Genomic DNA, 16,621 nt, shown 5'->3' on the forward strand with positions numbered 1-16,621 from the left:
CCCCCGGCTTCGGGTGGTGGCCCCCCCGGGGCCGGCCACTACCTGGGTGCGCGGGGCAGGGTAGTGCCGGCCGCGGGCCGGCATTTCTGTTTGGGATCAGGGCTTGTCGCGCACCAGTGCGTCGGCCTCGACCACGCCGCCATCCTTGCCATGCAGGTACAGGTGCATGTCCTGCTGCGGATACGGGATGTTGATGCCGGCCTTGTCGAAGCCCAGCTTGAGCTGTTCCAGCAGCGTGACCTTGGTACCGAACCAGTCGGCTGACTTCACGTAGCAGCGGATGCCAAGATTGATCGCGTGCGCGCCCAGTTCGTACACCACTACGTCCGGTGCCGGCGTCTGCAACACGCGCGGGTCGGCCTTCATCAGCGCCAGCGCGGTGTCGCGCGCCAGCTGGATGTTGTCTTCATAGCCGATGCCCACCACCAGTTCGACGCGGCGGGTCGGCTCGGCGGTCAGGTTGATGATCGGCGCAGCGGTGATCAGCGTGTTCGGAATGGTGGTGTGCTGATTGTCGGCACCGGTGATGACGGTCTGGAAGATGCGCACTTCGCGCACCGTGCCGGTCTGTCCGGCCACTGTCACCACATCGCCCACGCGGAACGGGCGCAGCGTCACCAGCATGACGCCCGAGGCGATGTTGGACAGCGAATCCTTCAGTGCCAGGCCTACCGCCAGGCCGGCGGTGCCAAGCACGGCCAGCAGCGGGGTGATCTGCACGCCCAGCGTGCCGATTGCCAGTACCACCACGATCACCAGCGACGCGGCGTACACCACGTTGCGCAGGAAATTGCCCAGCATCGGGTCCACGCCCATGCGCGCGGTGGCGCGCGGCATTGCATTGGACAAGCGACGTGCCACCCACATGCCGACCAGCAGCACCACGATCGCGGCCAGCAATGGCACGCCGTAGGTCTCCAGCAGGCGTTCCCAATCGAGCGAGTGGAACCAGGGTGTTGCGGCGGGGGCGGGTGGGGCAGTAGCAATCATGCGGGCTCCTTGTCGAACGGGCGCGGCGCTCAAGAACGCCAAGAACTGAAAACCCCGCAGAGGCGGGGTTGCATGCGGGCAGATTATCGGCATCGCAGGATGAACGTGATGTCAGCCGCCTTCGATCAACGCGCCCGTACCCTTGAGCAGCGAGCGGAGTCCTTGTACCAGGTGCGGTTCTACCGTACTGAGCCAGAGGCGGCCGGGCACCAGTTCGTCCAACGTGCAGCCGGGAGTACCTTGCAGTATCGCCGCCAGTGTCTTGCCGGGCGCGACGGACACACCCAACTGCACTGGATTCAGCAGGCTAAGCGGGAAGATGTTGCGGGCCTTGTGCATGCGAACCTCTGGCGGGGCGTCATACCAGATCTGGTTGCGGTCTTCTTCGTCCTGCGGCTGTGTGCCATCACAGTAGCCACTGATGTAGGCCTGCGGGCTGCGCTCGAAGGGTGGGTGAGTGACGTAGCCGAAGTCCCAGTCATACAGGGCGATCAGCCCCACCAGGAGCTCGCGGATGGACTGCGGTTCCAGGGGGAAGCGAGCGTCCTTGGAGAACAGAGCAAATTCCGTTCCAAGCTCGTGATGGGAGCAGAAATCCACTGATGCCGTCAGATCATAGGCGGGCGCGCCACTTCCTTTGGGTACAGCGACAACACTGAGGAGAGTCAGCTCGTTGAAGCCACTGGCCAGAAGTCTTCGATGTGCTGCATTGCCCAGTTTCGCCAAGTTGCTGCTGTGGCCCTTTCCATCAGACGCAAAGTAGGTGGCCCCTACTCCACGCTTTTCGAGCATGGATATAGCCAACTCGTGAAACCTCTGGAAATCCTGCGCTCCTGCCAGTGGGCCGGAGTAGTTGAACAGTCCAAGTGCGAACGGGATGGTCATGGGGCGAACCTTGCCGGCAAGTGATTCCAGTCCTCCCAGTGTGCGTCGGCCGTTTCAGGGCGCCTACTGGAATAGTTGCAAATGACATATCGGTCCAGTTGGTCCCCAAAAGCAGAAACCCCGCCGAGGCGGGGTTTCTTTATTCAGCCTTACAGCCGGATCAGCCCTTGGCCTTCAGCTTGGCCAGGCGCAGCCAGGTATCGACCACGGTGTCCGGGTTCAGCGACACCGACTCGATGCCTTCCTGCATCAGCCATTCGGCCAGATCCGGATGATCGGACGGGCCCTGGCCGCAGATGCCGACGTACTTGCCCTTGGCACGTGCCGACTTGATCGCCATCGACAGCAGCTTCTTCACTGCCGGGTTACGTTCGTCGAACAGGTGCGCGACGATCGACGAATCGCGGTCCAGGCCCAGGCTGAGCTGGGTCAGGTCGTTGGAGCCGATCGAGAAGCCGTCGAAGATCTCCAGGAACTCATCGGCGAGCAGTGCGTTGGACGGCACTTCGCACATCATGATGATCTTCAGGCCGTTCTCGCCCTGCTTCAGGCCGTTCTGTTCCAGCACCTCGATGACCTTGCGGCCTTCTTCCAGGGTGCGCACGAACGGAATCATGACCCACAGGTTGTCCAGGCCCATTTCGTTACGCACGCGCAGCACGGCCTTGCACTCCAGCGCGAAGGCGGCCGAGAAGCTCGGATCGACGTAACGGCTGGCGCCGCGGAAGCCGATCATCGGGTTCTCTTCGTGCGGCTCGTAGTTGCTGCCGCCGATCAGGTTGGCGTACTCGTTGGACTTGAAGTCCGACAGGCGCACGATCACGGCGTTCGGTGCGACCGAGGCGGTGAGGGTGGCGATGCCTTCGGCCAGGCGATCCACGTAGAAGCTGACCGGATCACCGTAACCGGCGATCTTCTCGTCGATCTTCTTCCTGGTTGCCGCATCCTGGCGGTCGTATTCCAGCAGCGCGTTCGGGTGGATGCCGATGTGGCTGGCGATGATCATTTCCAGACGGGCCAGGCCGATGCCGGCGTTCGGCAGCTGGCCGAAGTCGAAGGCACGTTCCGGGTTGGCCACGTTCATCATGATCTTCAGCGGTGCCGGCGGCATGTTGCCCAGATCGGTGGTGGTGCGCTCGAAGCCCAGCTTGCCTTCGTAGATGAAGCCGGTATCGCCTTCAGCGCAGCTGACGGTGACCAGCTGGCCATCTTCGATGACCTTGGTGGCGTTGCCCGAACCGACCACGGCCGGCACGCCCAGCTCGCGCGCGATGATCGCGGCGTGGCAGGTACGGCCACCACGGTTGGTGACGATGGCCGAAGCGCGCTTCATCACCGGTTCCCAATCGGGATCGGTCATGTCGGCGATCAGCACGTCGCCCGGCTGCACGCGGTTCATGTCGTCCAGCGTCTTGACCACGCGGGCCACGCCCGAACCGATCTTGGCACCGACGGCGCGGCCCTCGGCCAGCACGTTGCCGCCCTTTTCGGTCAGCGCGAAGCGCTCGATCTGGGTGGCATGGCTGCGCGACTTCACCGTTTCCGGGCGCGCCTGCACGATGAACAGCTTGCCGCTGACACCGTCCTTGGCCCACTCAATGTCCATCGGGCGGCCGTAGTGCTTTTCGATGACCAGCGCCTGCCTGGACAGTTCCTGCACGTCCTCGTCGCTGATCGAGAAGGTGGTGCGCAGTTCAGCCGGGGTGTCCTCGATCCTGACGCGCTCACCCGGAACATCCGAATACACCATGCGGATGGCCTTGCTGCCGAGCGAGCGGCGCAGGATCGCCGGCTTGCCGGCCTGCAGGGTGGGCTTGTAGACGTAGTACTCGTCCGGGTTGACCGCGCCCTGCACGACCATTTCGCCCAGGCCGAAGGACGAGGTGACGAACACCACATCGCGGAAGCCGGACTCGGTGTCCAGGGTGAACAGCACGCCGGAGGAACCGACGCCCGAACGCACCATCAGCTGCACGCCGGCGGACAGGAACACGTCCTCATGCTTGAAGCCGTGGTGCACGCGGTAGGCGATGGCACGGTCGTTGTACAGCGAGGCGAACACTTCCTTGACCTTGTGCACGACGTCGTCGGCACCGGTGACGTTGAGGAAGGTTTCCTGCTGGCCGGCGAAGGAGGCATCCGGCAGATCCTCGGCGGTGGCCGACGAACGCACGGCCACGGCCACGTCGCCGCCGCCGTTGTCGGCGCTCAGCTGGGCGTAGGCGGTGCGGATGTCCTGGTCCAGCTGCGGCTGCAGCGGGGCATCGATCACCCAGGTGCGGATTTCCTTGCCCGCTGCGGTCAGCGCGTTGACGTCCTCGACGTCCAGCGTGGCCAGCTTGTCGAAGATGCGCTTGGACAGATCGTTGTGCGCGATGAAGTCCTTGAAGGCTTCAGCGGTGGTGGCATAACCGCCCGGCACCGAAACGCCCAGACCGGCCAGGTTGCCGATCATCTCGCCCAGCGACGAATTCTTGCCGCCTACGCGGGCCAGATCGGCCAGACGCAGTTCGTGCAACCACAGGATGTTCTCGTTCAAGCGCGATGCTCCGTTTGGCCATCGCCCGAGGCGGGCTGGAATGGCCGCGTCCGTAGGAAGAAGCCGATATGATGCCGGGCAGAGTACCGTCGGCACAAGCTTGTGCTGGCGGCCTTTTTAGGCTTCGTAGGGGGTAAAAGCGCGCATGTCGACCATCCGTCCGGTGTTCTACGTTTCCGATGGAACCGGTATCACCGCTGAAACCATTGGGCATAGCCTGCTTACCCAGTTCTCCGGGTTCAGCTTCATTACCGATCGCATGTCGTTTGTCGACGACCCCGAAAAAGCGCGTGAAGCCTGCGCCCGGATCCAGGCGGCAGGGGAGCGGTACCAGGTCCGGCCGATCGTGGTGAACTCCTGCGTGGACCAGAGCCTGAGCCTGATCCTGGCCGACAGCGGCGCGCTGATGCTGGATGTGTTCGCACCGTTCATCGAGCCGCTGGAGCGTGAACTGGCCAGTCCGCGCCTGGCCCGGGTCGGCCAGGCGCACGGCATGGTGGATTTCGACACCTACCACCGCCGCATCAACGCGATGAACTTCGCCCTGACCCATGACGATGGCATCGCGGTGAACTACGACGATGCCGACGTGATCCTGGTGGCGGTGTCGCGCGCCGGCAAGACGCCCACCTGCATCTACCTGGCCCTGCATTATGGGGTGCGCGCGGCCAATTACCCGCTGACCGACGAAGACCTGGAAAGCGACCGCCTGCCGCCACGCCTGCGCAACTACCGGCGCAAGCTGTTCGGCCTGACCATCGACCCGGACCGGCTGCAGCAGATCCGCCAGGAGCGCCGCCCGAACTCGCGCTACGCCAACCTGGACACCTGCAAGCGCGAGGTGGCTGCGGCCGAGGTGATGTTCCAGATGGAGCGGATCCCGACCCTGAGCACCACCCATACCTCGATCGAGGAGATTTCCAGCAAGGTGCTGGCCACGCTGGGGCTGCAGCGCGAGCTGTATTGATCCTCATCTGGTAGAGCCGGCCGCTGGCCGGCTGGTGGATGAACCCTCGGCCGCGATGCCGGGCTGCCGGCCAGCGGCCGGCACTATCCAGGGGTTGGCTTGCACGTGCGCGCCCCCACGTTGAAGCACCAACGTGTAGGATCGACCCATGGCCCGAGCCTTGCCCCGCACCGAACGCATTCCCCGCCTGAGCCGGCTGAGCTGGCTCATGGGCCTGTACGCGGAAAACTACCGCCATCTGGTGCGTCTGTTCGAACCGGCCGGACTGGTGGCGGGCAGCTACATTTCCTCGATCGGCGACGGCCTGGATGTCCGCCTGGACGTGATCGAGTGCCACCGCTACACGGTGGAACTGCGCCTGACCTACGACCTGGCCGACCCGGTCACCGGTGAGCCGGATCCGTCGGCCTATGTGCGTCTGTACCGTGACGCGCGCCAGGCCGAGACCACCCACTGCTACGTCGGCCGTCGCTGGCAGGACACCATGGGCCTGTACCCGCCGCCGGCGGAGCTGATCAGCCACCGCATGCGAATGAACACCTTCCTCGGCAAGTGGCTGGAATACCTGGCCGAGCGTGGCCACGGTGTCGCCACCCTGCGCCGCGATCCCGACGGCGCCAGTGCGCCTGCCGAGCGTCGCCTGTCGCTGGTGCGCTGATCGGCCATAATCCACGGCTGACCTGCCGCTGGATGCTGCCCCATGCCGTACACCCCGATCGTCGCCACCCTGGGCTATGTGCTGTCGCCTGATCGTCGCCAGGTGCTGATGATCCACCGCAATACCCGTCCCGGTGACCACCACCTGGGCAAGTACAACGGCCTGGGCGGCAAGATCGAAGCGGACGAGGATGTGGCGGCCAGCATGCGCCGCGAGATCGCCGAGGAAGCCGGCATCGACTGCACCGGCATGCGCCTGCGCGGCACCATCAGCTGGCCGGGCTTCGGCAAGCACGGCGAGGATTGGCTGGGCTTCGTGTTCGTCATCGATGGATTCGAGGGCACCCCGCATGGCGGCAACCACGAAGGCACGCTGGAGTGGGTGGACCTGGACAAGCTGGACACCCTGCCGATGTGGGAGGGCGACCGCAACTTCCTGCCGCTGGTGTTCGACGCCGACCCGCGCCCGTTCCACGGCGTGATGCCGTACAAGGACGGGCGTATGGTGAGCTGGTCCTTCAGCCGCCTGTGAGCCGGGAAATCGGGTAGCTGCCAACCTTTGGTCGGCACGCTCTTCTGGCAAATTAATACCCGGGCAATATTGACGGCGGAGAATTACCCGGGCAATATTCGCGCATCGCCTCTGATGCCGTTGCCATGCCTGCGTCCCGACTTCCTCCCTTCAGTTGTTTCGACGGCCATCGCCTGGTCGCTTCCGGTACGCCGGAAGTGGCCGCGCTGGCGTTGAAGCAGCTGCGTGTCGACAACGCTGCCGGTCCGCTGCTGGTGTTCGACAACGCCACCGGCCGCACCCGTGATTTCGATACGCGTGGCAGCGACGCAGAACTCCTGGCGCGGGTAAACGAAGCGTTTCCCGCCGCCGTGGGGACGGATGCCGACGTCACTGCCGAAGAGGCGCCCGCAACCCCACGTGGCCGTGGCCGCCCCAAGCTGGGTGTGGTCGCCCGAGAAGTGACCTTGCTGCCGCGCCATTGGGCGTGGCTGGCCGAGCAGCCTGGCGGTGCCTCAGTGGTGCTGCGCAGGCTGGTGGAGGCGGCCAGCTGTGCCGGTGCTGACAAGGACCGCCAGCGTCGTGACAGCGAGCGTGCCTATCACTTCCTGCAGGCCATCGCTGGTGACCTGCCGGGTTTCGAGGAGGCGATCCGTGTCCTGTTCGCGCATGACCGCGCGGGCCTGGAGGCGGCGTTGCGGAGTTGGCCCGCGGATGTGCGCGCCCACGCTCTGCGCCTGGCCTTCGACGATCCTGCGGACCACGCCGACGGCTGAGCCATCGCGCCGTTGCTGAGCGACGGCGCCACCTGACCGCGGGTCCAGGCCCGCTTCCCCTGTGCGTGCTTTGCTGGCGGAAACGCCGGGCAGGGCGGCGCTTTGCCCAGAGAACCCCATGAGCACCCCTGTACATCCGACGCCCCCGGTTGCACCACCACTGTGGCGCACCTACCTGACCCTGCTGTTGCCGATGCTGCTGACCAACGCGCTACAGCTGGCCGCAGGCACGCTGGACAACATCTACCTCGGCCATCTGCTTGGCACACAGGCAGTGGCTGCAGCGGCTGCGTTCTTCCCGGTCTTCTTCCTGCTGTTGGCCTTGGTAATGGGCCTGGCGACCGGTGCGATGGTGCTGATCGGCCAGGCCTGGGGCGCGGGCCGCCCCCAGCAGGCACGCGCCGTGGCTGGCAGCGCGGTGGCGCTGATCCTGCTGTTGTCGGTGCTGGTGATGGCCCTGGGCGGCGGTTTCGCGCCACAACTGCTGGCGGCGTTGGGCACGCCGGCAGCGGTCCTCAGTGAGTCCATTGTCTACGCACGCGTGCTGCTGCTGACGGCACCGGTGTTCTTCCTGCTGTGGCTGGCCACTGCGGTGAGCCGCGCGGTGGGCGATGCGAAGACACCGCTGCATGCGCTGCTGCTGGCCACGGTGGTCGGCCTGCTGTGCACGCCGCTGCTGATCCTCGGCTGGGCCGGCCTGCCGCAGCTGGGTTCGGCCAGTGCGGCAGTCTCGGCGGCATTTGCCTCGCTGCTGGCCCTGGCCTGGCTTATGTGGCGGTGGCAGAGGATGGAGCACCCGTTGGCGCCGGGACGTGAGCTGCTGCGTGCCATCCGTTTCGATGGCGTGCTCATCCGCGCGATGCTGCGCATCGGCGTACCGTCATCGCTGCAGATGCTCAGCCTGGCCATTGCCGAAATCGTGTTGCTGGGCTGGATCAACCGCTACGGCTACACGGCCACGGCCGCCTACGGTGCGGTCAACCAGTTGATGAGCTGGGTGCAACTGCCGGCGATGTCGCTGGGGATCACCGCCACCATCCTCGCGGCGCATGCGATGGGTGCGGGGCGTACGGCACGGCTGCCCGCCATCGCTCGCACCGGTGTGCTGCTTGGGCTGGCGATGCTGAGCGTGGTGGTGCTGCTGGTGATGGCGCTGGCGCCCTGGCTGACCGGGCTGATTCTTGCGGCCGCAGAGGTGCGCGAATTGGCCGCATCGCAGCTGCGCACGGTGGTATGGGGCGTGCTGGCGATGGGAGGCAGCGCGGTGCTGGTCGGAGTGATGCGAGGCAGTGGCACGGTGATGTTGCCAGCGTTGTTGGGCATGGCAGCGGTACTGCTGCTGGAGCTGCCGTTGGCGATGTGGTTGCAGGCGCGGCATGGGCTGGCCGGCCTGTGGTGGGCGTGGCCACTGGGGCTGCTGGCGATGCTGGTGATGCAGGTGTTCTGCTTCGCGCGTTGGCGGCGCCGGGTGCAGGCTGGGTAGTGCCGGCCGCTGGCCGGCAATCCGGAACTGCCGCGGCAGCCGGCCAGCGGCCGGCTCTACCACTTCAGCGCCGCTGTGCCAGCAGCAGATGGAAGTGCTTTTCGCGGATCTGGCCGTCATTGCCGGCTGCGGATTCCCGGTGGCTGCGCCAGGCCGAGACGCGGAAGCCCGACACACGCAGCGCCAGCTCCACCGCGTCCAGCTCATGCAGTTGGAAGTCGGCAGCAAATGGCAGGCTTCGCATGAAGCTGGCGTCGCCAAAGGCCAGGCACAGGCGGCCGCCCCGGCGCAGCACCCGCGCCAGCTCGTCCAGCACCGGCGCCAGGTTCGGCCAGAAGTACAGGGTGTTGACCGCCAGCGCGGCATCCATCGCGGCATCGGCGACCGGCAGCGCATGAGCGTCGCCGTGTCGCATCGCGGCACGCTCGGCCAACCCGGCGCTGGCCAGGCGCTGGTTGCCGGCCTCGACCATGGCGGTGGACAGCTCAATACCCAGATAGTGGCTGTCGGTGGCCTGCAGCATCAGCGGCGCGAAGGCCGCATTGCCGGGGCCGATCTCCAGGACCCGTTCGCCAGTACCGACGGCCAGCAGCCCGATCGCGGCCAGGTTGAGTGCGCCGTTGCTGCGGTTCATCGAGTCGGCCACCGCCAGCGCGGCCTCGCCATGGGGCTGCCGCAGCTGTGCGGCCAGAGTGGGAGCATCCAGCATCATCATCGTCCGTTGCAGAGTTTCGGACGTGGCGGCGGCGGGTCCGCCGGTGACCATAGCGCCGACCTTGTGGCTTGGGAAGTAGGGAAACCCCGCTTCGGGGTGATGAGGAAATGTCCAGCGTCGCAGTCGGTGAGATCTGGTTGTCCACAGGGGGTGTGGATTACGCGTGGGCAACTTTGTGGATAAGCCGCGACAGGCGCCACCCCCCTAGGCTGTCAAGATGGGTGGCGAAAAATTCACCGCCGGTGAGGACAGGTGAGGGAGCGGTGAAGGCTGGGGCCTGCCAGCGCTGTCGCCAGCGGCGGCCCTCGCGGTAACCTGTGGGCCTTGATGCTCCGTGAGACACCATGAAACGTCACTTCTCGATGCTGCGCGAATTCCAGCTGGCCGACTGGTTCACCCTGGCCAATGCTTTCTGCGGCACCGGTGCGGTCTTTGCCGCAATGCGCTTCCTGCAGGACGGCGAGCGCGGCTACCTGCTGTTCGGCATGGCGTTGATCCCGCTGGCTTTCATTTTCGACGCCCTCGATGGGCGCATCGCGCGCTGGCGCAAGTCCAGCTCCACCCTGGGCCGCGAGCTGGACTCGCTGTCCGACGTGATCTCCTTCGGTGTGGCCCCGGCGGCGCTGGCCTACGCCTGCGGCATGCAGGGCGGCTGGGACTGGCTGGTGCTGAGCTATTTCGTCTGCTGCGGCGTCAGCCGCCTGGCGCGCTACAACGTCACCGCAGAGGCGCTGGCCGGCGACGAGGGCAAAGTCGCGTATTTCGAGGGCACCCCGATCCCGACCAGCCTGGTGCTGGTGATCGTGCTGGCGATCGCCGCCGGTACCGATGCCATCGGCCAGAACATCTGGTTCGGCCAGTGGCAGATCGGCCCGTGGCAGCTGCACCCGATGGTGCTGTTGTTCGCCCTGTCCGGGTCGCTGATGATCAGCAAGACCCTGCGTATCCCCAAGCCATGAGCCAGCCCTGCGGAGGCCTGCGATGACCAGCTCGGCCCACGACGCCGGCAGCAGCGATTTCGAGACCCTGGCCCGGCAGTACTTCGGCGCCTGGGGCGATGCCCTGCGCCACGCCAGCACGCCCGGTGCGCCGGCCGGTGACGATCCCGGCAGCTGGCAACGGCTGTTCGACTGGTGGGGCCAGCTGTTGCCCGAGCAGGGGCAGGGCGCGCCGGAAGATGCCGTGCGCCGCTTCCGCGAACAGGCGGGCAGCTGGTACGGCACCATGCAGGAAGTGGCCGCGCGTTTCGCCGGCCGCGACGCCAGCAGTGCCGACGTGGCACAAGCCTGGCGCGAGGCGGTGCAGGGGCAGGGCGACGGCATGCTGCAGTGGATGCTGCAGGGCGCCCGTGGCAGCACCCACGCTGGCGCCGCTGTACCGGAGTTTGCCGCCTGGCTGCAGCAGTTCCAGCTGCAGGCCGGTCCGTGGCTGCAGAGCCCGGCGTTCGGGCCCGGCCGCGAGCACCAGGCGCGCTGGCAGGCGCTGCTGCGGGCGCAGGAGGAATACCAGCAGCATTCACGCGCCTACGTCGATCAGATCAAGCAGGCACTGGACGAGGCCTTCGCGCTGTTCGAGCAGCGCCTGGCCGAGCACGAGCAGCCGGGCAGCCAGCTGACCAGCGCCCGCGCGATGTTCGACCTGTGGATTGAAGTGGCCGAGGAGGCCTACGCCAAGGTCGCCATGTCCGAACCGTTCCAGCAGGTGTATGCCGCGCTGGGCAACGCTCAGATGCGCCTGCGCGCCGGCCTGCAGCGCGAGGTGGAACAGATGAGTGAACGGATCGGCCTGCCGACCCGCAGCGAGATGGACGCCGCGCACCGCCGCATCGCCGAGCTGGAGCGCAGCCTGCGCCGCCTGCAGGCACAGGTGGCGGTGCTGGCGGGGACCGCCGCGGTGGATCCGGTGTCGCAGCCGGCACCTGCGAAGGTGAAGCCGGTCGCACGCAAAGCCGTGAAGAAGGCCGCGCCGGCGAAGAAGCCGGCCGCGAAGAAAGCACCGGCGAAGAAGGCTGCCGCACGCACCACCTCACGGACGCGTGACCGATGAAAGGACCGCTGGGCTTCAACGCCGATGACCTGATGCAGGAAACCCTCGCCATGCAGCGCAAGCTGATGGAAGGGCTGAAGCTGCTGCCGCAGGTGGAAGACGTGGACTATGGCGTGACCGCCCGCGAAGAAGTCTGGCGCGACGGCAAGGTGGTGCTGTACCGCTTCGTCGGCGAGCAGGCACCCACCCGCCGCACGCCGCTGCTGATTGTCTATGCGCTGGTCAACAGGCCGTACATGGTCGACCTGCAGGCCGACCGTTCGCTGGTGCAGAAGCTGCTGGCGCTGGGGCAGGACGTCTACGTGCTGGACTGGGGCTACCCGGATCGCTCGGAGCGCTTCCAGACTCTGGAGGACTACCTGCTGCGCTACATCGATGGCGCGGTCGATGCGCTGCGCGCGCGCGGTGGTGGACCGGTCGACCTGCTCGGCATCTGCCAGGGCGGCGTGTTCGCGCTGTGCTACGCCGCGCTGCGCCGGCAGAAGCTGGGCAAGCTGATCACCATGGTCACCCCGGTCGATTTCCACACCGCCGACAACATGCTCTCGCACTGGGCGCGGCAGGTGGATGTGGACCTGCTGGTCGACACGCTGGGCAACATCCCGGCCGACCTGATGAATGCCAGTTACCTGATGCTCAAGCCGTTCCGCCTGAACGTGCAGAAGTACGTCGGCCTGCTCGACATCCTCGATGACAAGGCTGCGCTGGAGGATTTCCTGCGGATGGAGAAGTGGATCTTCGATTCACCGGACCTGGCCGGCGAGGCGTTCCGCGACTTCATCAAGCAGTTCTACCAGGGCAACGGGCTGATGAACGGCACGGTGCGGATCGGCGAAGAGGCGGTGGATCTGTCGAAGGTGACCCTGCCGGTACTGAACATCTACGCCGAGCAGGACCACCTGGTGCCGCCGGATGCCTCGCGCGCAATGCGTGGACGCCTGGGCACCGAGGATTACACTGAGTCCAGTTTCCGTGGCGGCCATATCGGCATCTACGTGTCCGGTCGCGCGCAGCGCGAAGTGCCGGCCACGATCGATGGCTGGCTGAAAGCGCGCGACGCGTAAAGCCGGTTTCTTTTTTTTTGTAGAGTCGAGCCATGCTCGACTGCATGGAGGGTGATGATGTCGCAAAGGATTTCGATGCTGCTTGCCACGCTGCTGCTGGCAGCACCTGTTGCCCACGCCGCACCCAGTACGGATGCACGCCGGGAGATCGCCCAGCTGATCTCCAGCCTGGACGGCTCCCAGTGCCGGTTCCAGCGCAATGGCAGCTGGTACGACGGCAGCGATGCGCGCGCGCACCTGCAGCGCAAGTACGACTACCTGCTGAAGAAGGACATGGTGGACAGCGCAGAGCAGTTCATCGAGCGCGCCGCCAGCCAGAGCAGCATGAGCGGCAAGCCCTATCGCATCCAATGCCCGGGGCAGCCTGAACAGACTGCAGCCGCCTGGTTCGGCGCACGCCTGCAGGCCCTGCGCCACCGCGCTCCGTAGACATAGGGGCGGTGTAGAGTCGAGCCATGCTCGACTGCTTTTTCCCGTAGCCCAGGAGAACCGCCATGAACACCACGCCGCGCACGCTGTCGCGTTCATTGAACGACCGCATGATTGCCGGCGTGATGGGCGGCATTGCCCATCGCTTCGGCTGGAATGCCACCCTGGTACGGATCGTGTTCGTGCTGGTCTCGATCGGCTCGGCGGCCTTCCCCGGCATCCTGGTCTACCTGATCCTGTGGCTGCTGATCCCGAACGAGGCCGATTGAACGCCGCCTCCCGGCCCTGGCCACTCTGGCTGCGCGCGCTGCAGGTGCTGGGCGCGGTGTGGACGCTGCCCAATTCCCTGCTCGGCCTGATCGGTGGCCTGGCCGGCATGCTCGGCGGCGCGACGCTGCGCTGGAGCGCCCGCGACTGTGCGCTCATCTTTGATCACTGGCCGTGGGGGCCGGGCGGGGCGATCACGCTGGGCAATGTGATCCTGCATACCGGGCACGACCTGGGCATGTCCTGCCGCACCTATGCGCATCAGGCCGGGTGGGGCGTGGAGCCGCTGATCCGGCTGGACGACCACGAGCGCGCGCACGTCTACCAGTACATGGTGCTGGGGCCGCTGTACCTGCCGGTGTACCTGCTGTGCGGCGGGGTGAGTGCGCGCAACCCGTTCGAGCGTGCGGCCGATCATTTCGCCCGGTTCGGGCGTGGGTGGTGGCCATAGTTTCACATCGCTTGTGGGCGGCTCGTTGACTTGTTAATTAACGGTTGAAAGGCCGGATGAGTCTCCTTTCAGATTATCCCTGTTCTACTGGATGCAAGTATCACGGATAGTCAACGCCTGCGGATGATGGAGCAGGATGGCGCCGATCAAGCAGTGAGTTGCCCAGTCAGTCCATTACCCTGATAATCCGGATAGAACTGCAAGGAGTGCGGAATGAGAAAATCGGTATTTTGGGCTCTCGCCCTGGTCGGGCTAAGTCCGCAGTGCGCAACAAATGCATCGGCCGCGGCACGTGCGCTCGGTGAAGGTCCCGCAGAACGTCACTTCGCAGCGATAAATGGTATTACGACCGATGAATCGTCTCGGCGCCTGAGTCTTCGCATGGAGGCGGCCCGGCTGACAGGCCAGATTGTGTCGGAGATGAAAGGGCGCTACGCGGGGCATGATTTCTCGGAAGAGCCTATGCGCGTCACTGTGAGGCTTACGGGGATATCCCCCGAGCCGAGGCGGCGATTTCAAACACCTTACGGGGCAGTTGAAGTGCTTTTCGAGGTAGGTCATCTACACTCTATCGAGCAGTTGCGAGCGGTTCTACGGTCGGGCAAGCCGAGGCAGTTGGTGCCAGATGCGGATGGCATCGGTGTCGATGTAAGGAGAGGGGTGCTGTATGTCACGGTTCCCAACGATGGAGCCTTGAGGGCTGCGAGTGCAGAGCGCCTGGAAATAGAGCGGTTCCTGGGCGTTCCCATTGAGCTGCGCGCGGCCTCCTCAAGAGACCGCCCACTGGCGGCGTTGCCCATTCGTTCCGGTGGCCGTGCAGTGAACAATAGTGCTTTTTGCACGTTTGGATTTCGCGCGTACAGCCCTTCCGGCGACGCAGGCATCATCACCGCCGCTCATTGCCCAGACGTACTGCGGTACGAGTCAATTCCCGGGAATTCAGACAATGTCGTTCTCGATCTTCAGGTTGATCCATCAAGAATACGGTGGGATGCCGCGAATGATGTTCAATGGCACCCGATGCCCAACGGTGCGAATGCGACGTGGTCCATATTCATGAACTACTTCGGATCAGAAACAGTTGCGTCACTCGCTGAGCCGCTTACTGACCTGGTGGATGGCTGGCAGGGGTTTCTGATTCTCTGCCACAGGGGAACCCGCACAGGCTGGAGTTGTGGCGTTCTGGATGACCTGCATTATCAGCCAGGTAGCAGTGTGTGCAACAACCAGGCATGCACCGACAACTGGATGAAATTCAGCTCTTCGCCGCCGGAAGAGCTCCTGTGTGACGGAGGAGACAGCGGCGGACCGGTCGTCACCAACGGGCTAATGCCTGTTGCAATTGTCAGCGGAGCTGACAGCGAGGGGCCGCTCCCGGGTCAATGCAACCACGTGATTGCCATGCCGCTCGGACGCGTGCAGGATGCCATCGGGGTCAAGGTAAACTGATACTCGCTAGACATCTGGAGGGTAGAGGGAGATGAATGCCAGGGCAGTCGCGCGCATATTGCTGGTTGTTTCCATGACTTCGTGCGCAGCCGAGCCAGCCTCGCCGCCCCTGAACTCCGCAGCAGGGCGCGTGATGGCTTCAGACAACGTTGGCGAGAGCGAAGTTGAGCGGCTGAGCGCTGAAAGAACAGCGCTGGCACCGTTGAACTCTGCCATGGTCCAGGAGTTCGGCGATCGCTACGCAGGGCGCGTGATCGAGCAGCATCCACTGAAAATGAAGGTGCGCCTGAAAGGGGCCGAACCAGTGCCCAGTCGGGTGGTGTCGACGGCAGTGGGATCCGTGAGGGTGACCTTTGAGCCCGGGGCGGAGCATTCGATTGCGGACCTCCAGAAGATCGTAGCGTCAAATCGACTGCGGGCTTTTTTTCCTCGAGCAGAGGGCATCGGAGTGAATGCCGCCGAAGGGCGCATTGATATCGGCGTTGTGGATCCTGACGTGCTGGAAGCGTATCGCGCACGGCAGAGAGAGGTGGAAAGGAGGATGAACATCCGGATTCACTTCGAGCGCACGGCAGGCGTGCGGCTTTAGGTCTACAGGTCCGGAGGCCTGCCGAACGCTGCGACCGTTCATACTTTTTCTGCGGAACCACTTCTGAGCAGCAGTTCTGGCATCGGGCCGGGCTCGTTACCGGTCAGTGATGGCGCGCGACTCATTCCCTTTCGCGCCGCAGTGCTCGTCCCGGCGCCCTTCGCCTGCTTCAGTGACCATGCGAGAGCGCCTTTGGGATTGCCTGGAGGTGCTGATTCGTTAGCTGAAAGTTAAAGATCCGTAAGCATTCTGCTGCGATCCCGCAGTCATCTGCATGCAACCGATCGTCATTAGCCTTCGTGACGTTCCAGTCAGGTTCGACGCGGTAAGCTCTCCCTCGATGAGCTCGCAGCATCGCTCATCGAGTGCAGTACGCAGTAGCAATTTGGAGGAATACATCACATGGCAATCGTTCTTTATGTCGGTGGTAGCAAGGATGGCGAGAAGGGCGTGGTGCCCTACGGCTTCAGCAAATCCCGCGCCGACACCGCGCTGGGGCCGGAGTTCTACACGGAGCGGTTCATGGAACTGCAGGGTGTCGGCAAGGTCCGCCTGATGGCCCTGGAAGGCATGCGTGACGAGATCGTCATGCAGCGCGCCGCCCGCCACTACCGCTGACCTCCGCAACACGCGGCAGGGCGCGCCCACCATCGCGCGCCCGCGCCGGCATCCCAGCCCAGGGCCAGTCCGAGCCCTCTTTTCGCCAGGATGCCGGCGTCCACTCCGGCCTCACCGCTGAACCTCGCCCCCTGTCAATGCCTTGTCCGGCTCCGTCGTGGATTGCCAGAATGGGGTCTTCCCGT

The 16,621-nt window shown here is 65.0% G+C and carries 18 protein-coding genes; 14 read left to right on the forward strand and 4 right to left on the reverse strand.

All coding sequences use genetic code 11. The features are described 5' to 3' along the window. Positions 1 to 96: 96 nt before the first annotated feature. From V3B64_RS04550 to ppsA, 3 genes are all read right to left on the reverse strand, one after another. On the reverse strand, positions 97 to 990 hold the full coding sequence (locus tag V3B64_RS04550) for a mechanosensitive ion channel domain-containing protein (RefSeq protein ID WP_049462143.1): 894 nt from the start codon (positions 988 to 990) through the stop codon (positions 97 to 99). Positions 991 to 1,101: 111 nt separating this feature from the next. Further along, complete coding sequence (locus V3B64_RS04555) at positions 1,102 to 1,875, reverse strand: hypothetical protein (RefSeq protein ID WP_329913714.1); 774 nt, start codon at positions 1,873 to 1,875, stop codon at positions 1,102 to 1,104. A gap of 160 nt (positions 1,876 to 2,035) precedes the next feature. Further along, the gene (gene ppsA / locus V3B64_RS04560; RefSeq protein WP_329913715.1) at positions 2,036 to 4,414 is read right to left on the reverse strand and encodes a phosphoenolpyruvate synthase; all 2,379 of its coding nucleotides are present in this window, start codon (positions 4,412 to 4,414) and stop codon (positions 2,036 to 2,038) included. Between the two features lie 145 nt (positions 4,415 to 4,559). Between ppsA and V3B64_RS04565 the strand changes: the two genes are divergently transcribed. The 5 genes from V3B64_RS04565 (at position 4,560) to V3B64_RS04585 (ending at position 8,808) form a co-directional block, all read left to right on the forward strand. After that, the gene (locus V3B64_RS04565) at positions 4,560 to 5,381 is read left to right on the forward strand and encodes a pyruvate, water dikinase regulatory protein (RefSeq protein ID WP_006452040.1); all 822 of its coding nucleotides are present in this window, start codon (positions 4,560 to 4,562) and stop codon (positions 5,379 to 5,381) included. A 148-nt stretch (positions 5,382 to 5,529) separates the two neighbouring features. Beyond that, positions 5,530 to 6,039, forward strand: a complete 510-nt coding sequence (locus V3B64_RS04570; RefSeq protein ID WP_032130357.1) for a DUF1249 domain-containing protein — start codon at positions 5,530 to 5,532, stop codon at positions 6,037 to 6,039. 42 nt (positions 6,040 to 6,081) lie between these two features. Then, positions 6,082 to 6,570, forward strand: a complete 489-nt coding sequence (locus V3B64_RS04575; protein WP_049462146.1) for an 8-oxo-dGTP diphosphatase — start codon at positions 6,082 to 6,084, stop codon at positions 6,568 to 6,570. A gap of 125 nt (positions 6,571 to 6,695) precedes the next feature. Next, on the forward strand, positions 6,696 to 7,325 hold the full coding sequence (locus V3B64_RS04580) for a DUF2239 family protein (RefSeq protein ID WP_329913716.1): 630 nt from the start codon (positions 6,696 to 6,698) through the stop codon (positions 7,323 to 7,325). 118 nt (positions 7,326 to 7,443) lie between these two features. Further along, positions 7,444 to 8,808, forward strand: a complete 1,365-nt coding sequence (locus V3B64_RS04585; protein WP_329913717.1) for an MATE family efflux transporter — start codon at positions 7,444 to 7,446, stop codon at positions 8,806 to 8,808. Positions 8,809 to 8,872: 64 nt separating this feature from the next. Here V3B64_RS04585 and V3B64_RS04590 read toward each other — a convergent pair whose 3' ends face one another. Then, entirely contained in the window at positions 8,873 to 9,523 is a 651-nt protein-coding gene (locus V3B64_RS04590; RefSeq protein ID WP_049398211.1) for a class I SAM-dependent methyltransferase, read from the reverse strand. A gap of 344 nt (positions 9,524 to 9,867) precedes the next feature. On the opposite strand from V3B64_RS04590, the gene V3B64_RS04595 reads away from it, so the two are divergent. The 9 genes from V3B64_RS04595 to V3B64_RS04635 all read left to right on the forward strand — a co-directional run bounded on the left by V3B64_RS04595 (position 9,868) and on the right by V3B64_RS04635 (position 16,436). Then, positions 9,868 to 10,482 carry a CDP-alcohol phosphatidyltransferase family protein gene (locus tag V3B64_RS04595; protein WP_032130352.1) on the forward strand — a complete coding sequence of 205 codons (615 nt, stop codon included), beginning with the start codon at positions 9,868 to 9,870 and terminating at the stop codon, positions 10,480 to 10,482. 22 nt (positions 10,483 to 10,504) lie between these two features. Beyond that, positions 10,505 to 11,569 (forward strand): class III poly(R)-hydroxyalkanoic acid synthase subunit PhaE, encoded by a 1,065-nt coding sequence (gene phaE / locus V3B64_RS04600; protein ID WP_329913718.1) that lies wholly within the window; start codon positions 10,505 to 10,507, stop codon positions 11,567 to 11,569. Then, entirely contained in the window at positions 11,566 to 12,633 is a 1,068-nt protein-coding gene (gene phaC, locus V3B64_RS04605; protein ID WP_329913719.1) for a class III poly(R)-hydroxyalkanoic acid synthase subunit PhaC, read from the forward strand. Before phaE ends, phaC begins: the two co-directional genes overlap by 4 nt. 57 nt (positions 12,634 to 12,690) lie before the next feature. Beyond that, positions 12,691 to 13,062, forward strand: a complete 372-nt coding sequence (locus V3B64_RS04610) for a YfeK family protein (protein WP_121503564.1) — start codon at positions 12,691 to 12,693, stop codon at positions 13,060 to 13,062. 65 nt (positions 13,063 to 13,127) lie between these two features. Then, complete coding sequence (locus tag V3B64_RS04615) at positions 13,128 to 13,331, forward strand: PspC domain-containing protein (RefSeq protein WP_006452007.1); 204 nt, start codon at positions 13,128 to 13,130, stop codon at positions 13,329 to 13,331. Beyond that, positions 13,328 to 13,780, forward strand: coding sequence for a hypothetical protein (locus V3B64_RS04620; protein ID WP_121503563.1), 453 nt, complete (start codon positions 13,328 to 13,330; stop codon positions 13,778 to 13,780). Before V3B64_RS04615 ends, V3B64_RS04620 begins: the two co-directional genes overlap by 4 nt. Before the next feature lie 213 nt (positions 13,781 to 13,993). Further along, a complete protein-coding gene (locus tag V3B64_RS04625; protein ID WP_147427812.1) occupies positions 13,994 to 15,229 on the forward strand; it encodes a hypothetical protein in 1,236 nt (411 codons plus the stop codon). A 133-nt stretch (positions 15,230 to 15,362) separates the two neighbouring features. Then, on the forward strand, positions 15,363 to 15,818 hold the full coding sequence (locus tag V3B64_RS04630; protein WP_147427810.1) for a hypothetical protein: 456 nt from the start codon (positions 15,363 to 15,365) through the stop codon (positions 15,816 to 15,818). A 402-nt stretch (positions 15,819 to 16,220) separates the two neighbouring features. Continuing rightward, positions 16,221 to 16,436, forward strand: a complete 216-nt coding sequence (locus V3B64_RS04635) for a hypothetical protein (protein ID WP_005410085.1) — start codon at positions 16,221 to 16,223, stop codon at positions 16,434 to 16,436. Positions 16,437 to 16,621: the final 185 nt, after the last annotated feature.

Source organism: Stenotrophomonas sp. SMYL86, assembly GCF_036320025.1.
GTDB classification, from domain to species: domain Bacteria; phylum Pseudomonadota; class Gammaproteobacteria; order Xanthomonadales; family Xanthomonadaceae; genus Stenotrophomonas; species Stenotrophomonas maltophilia_A.

Excerpts from the sequence above, each read along its gene's own strand:
- V3B64_RS04585 (WP_329913717.1), top strand. The coding sequence starts at position 7,444 with ATGAGCACCCCTGTACATCCGACGCCCCCGGTTGCACCACCACTGTGG.
- phaE (WP_329913718.1), top strand. The coding sequence starts at position 10,505 with ATGACCAGCTCGGCCCACGACGCCGGCAGCAGCGATTTCGAGACCCTG.
- V3B64_RS04580 (WP_329913716.1), top strand. The coding sequence starts at position 6,696 with ATGCCTGCGTCCCGACTTCCTCCCTTCAGTTGTTTCGACGGCCATCGC.
- V3B64_RS04615 (WP_006452007.1), top strand. The coding sequence starts at position 13,128 with ATGAACACCACGCCGCGCACGCTGTCGCGTTCATTGAACGACCGCATG.
- V3B64_RS04610 (WP_121503564.1), top strand. The coding sequence starts at position 12,691 with ATGTCGCAAAGGATTTCGATGCTGCTTGCCACGCTGCTGCTGGCAGCA.
- V3B64_RS04625 (WP_147427812.1), top strand. The coding sequence starts at position 13,994 with ATGAGAAAATCGGTATTTTGGGCTCTCGCCCTGGTCGGGCTAAGTCCG.
- V3B64_RS04635 (WP_005410085.1), top strand. The coding sequence starts at position 16,221 with ATGGCAATCGTTCTTTATGTCGGTGGTAGCAAGGATGGCGAGAAGGGC.
- V3B64_RS04595 (WP_032130352.1), top strand. The coding sequence starts at position 9,868 with ATGAAACGTCACTTCTCGATGCTGCGCGAATTCCAGCTGGCCGACTGG.
- V3B64_RS04550 (WP_049462143.1), bottom strand. The coding sequence starts at position 990 with ATGATTGCTACTGCCCCACCCGCCCCCGCCGCAACACCCTGGTTCCAC.
- V3B64_RS04590 (WP_049398211.1), bottom strand. The coding sequence starts at position 9,523 with ATGATGATGCTGGATGCTCCCACTCTGGCCGCACAGCTGCGGCAGCCC.
- V3B64_RS04575 (WP_049462146.1), top strand. The coding sequence starts at position 6,082 with ATGCCGTACACCCCGATCGTCGCCACCCTGGGCTATGTGCTGTCGCCT.
- V3B64_RS04630 (WP_147427810.1), top strand. The coding sequence starts at position 15,363 with ATGGCTTCAGACAACGTTGGCGAGAGCGAAGTTGAGCGGCTGAGCGCT.
- V3B64_RS04565 (WP_006452040.1), top strand. The coding sequence starts at position 4,560 with ATGTCGACCATCCGTCCGGTGTTCTACGTTTCCGATGGAACCGGTATC.
- V3B64_RS04570 (WP_032130357.1), top strand. The coding sequence starts at position 5,530 with ATGGCCCGAGCCTTGCCCCGCACCGAACGCATTCCCCGCCTGAGCCGG.
- phaC (WP_329913719.1), top strand. The coding sequence starts at position 11,566 with ATGAAAGGACCGCTGGGCTTCAACGCCGATGACCTGATGCAGGAAACC.
- V3B64_RS04555 (WP_329913714.1), bottom strand. The coding sequence starts at position 1,875 with ATGACCATCCCGTTCGCACTTGGACTGTTCAACTACTCCGGCCCACTG.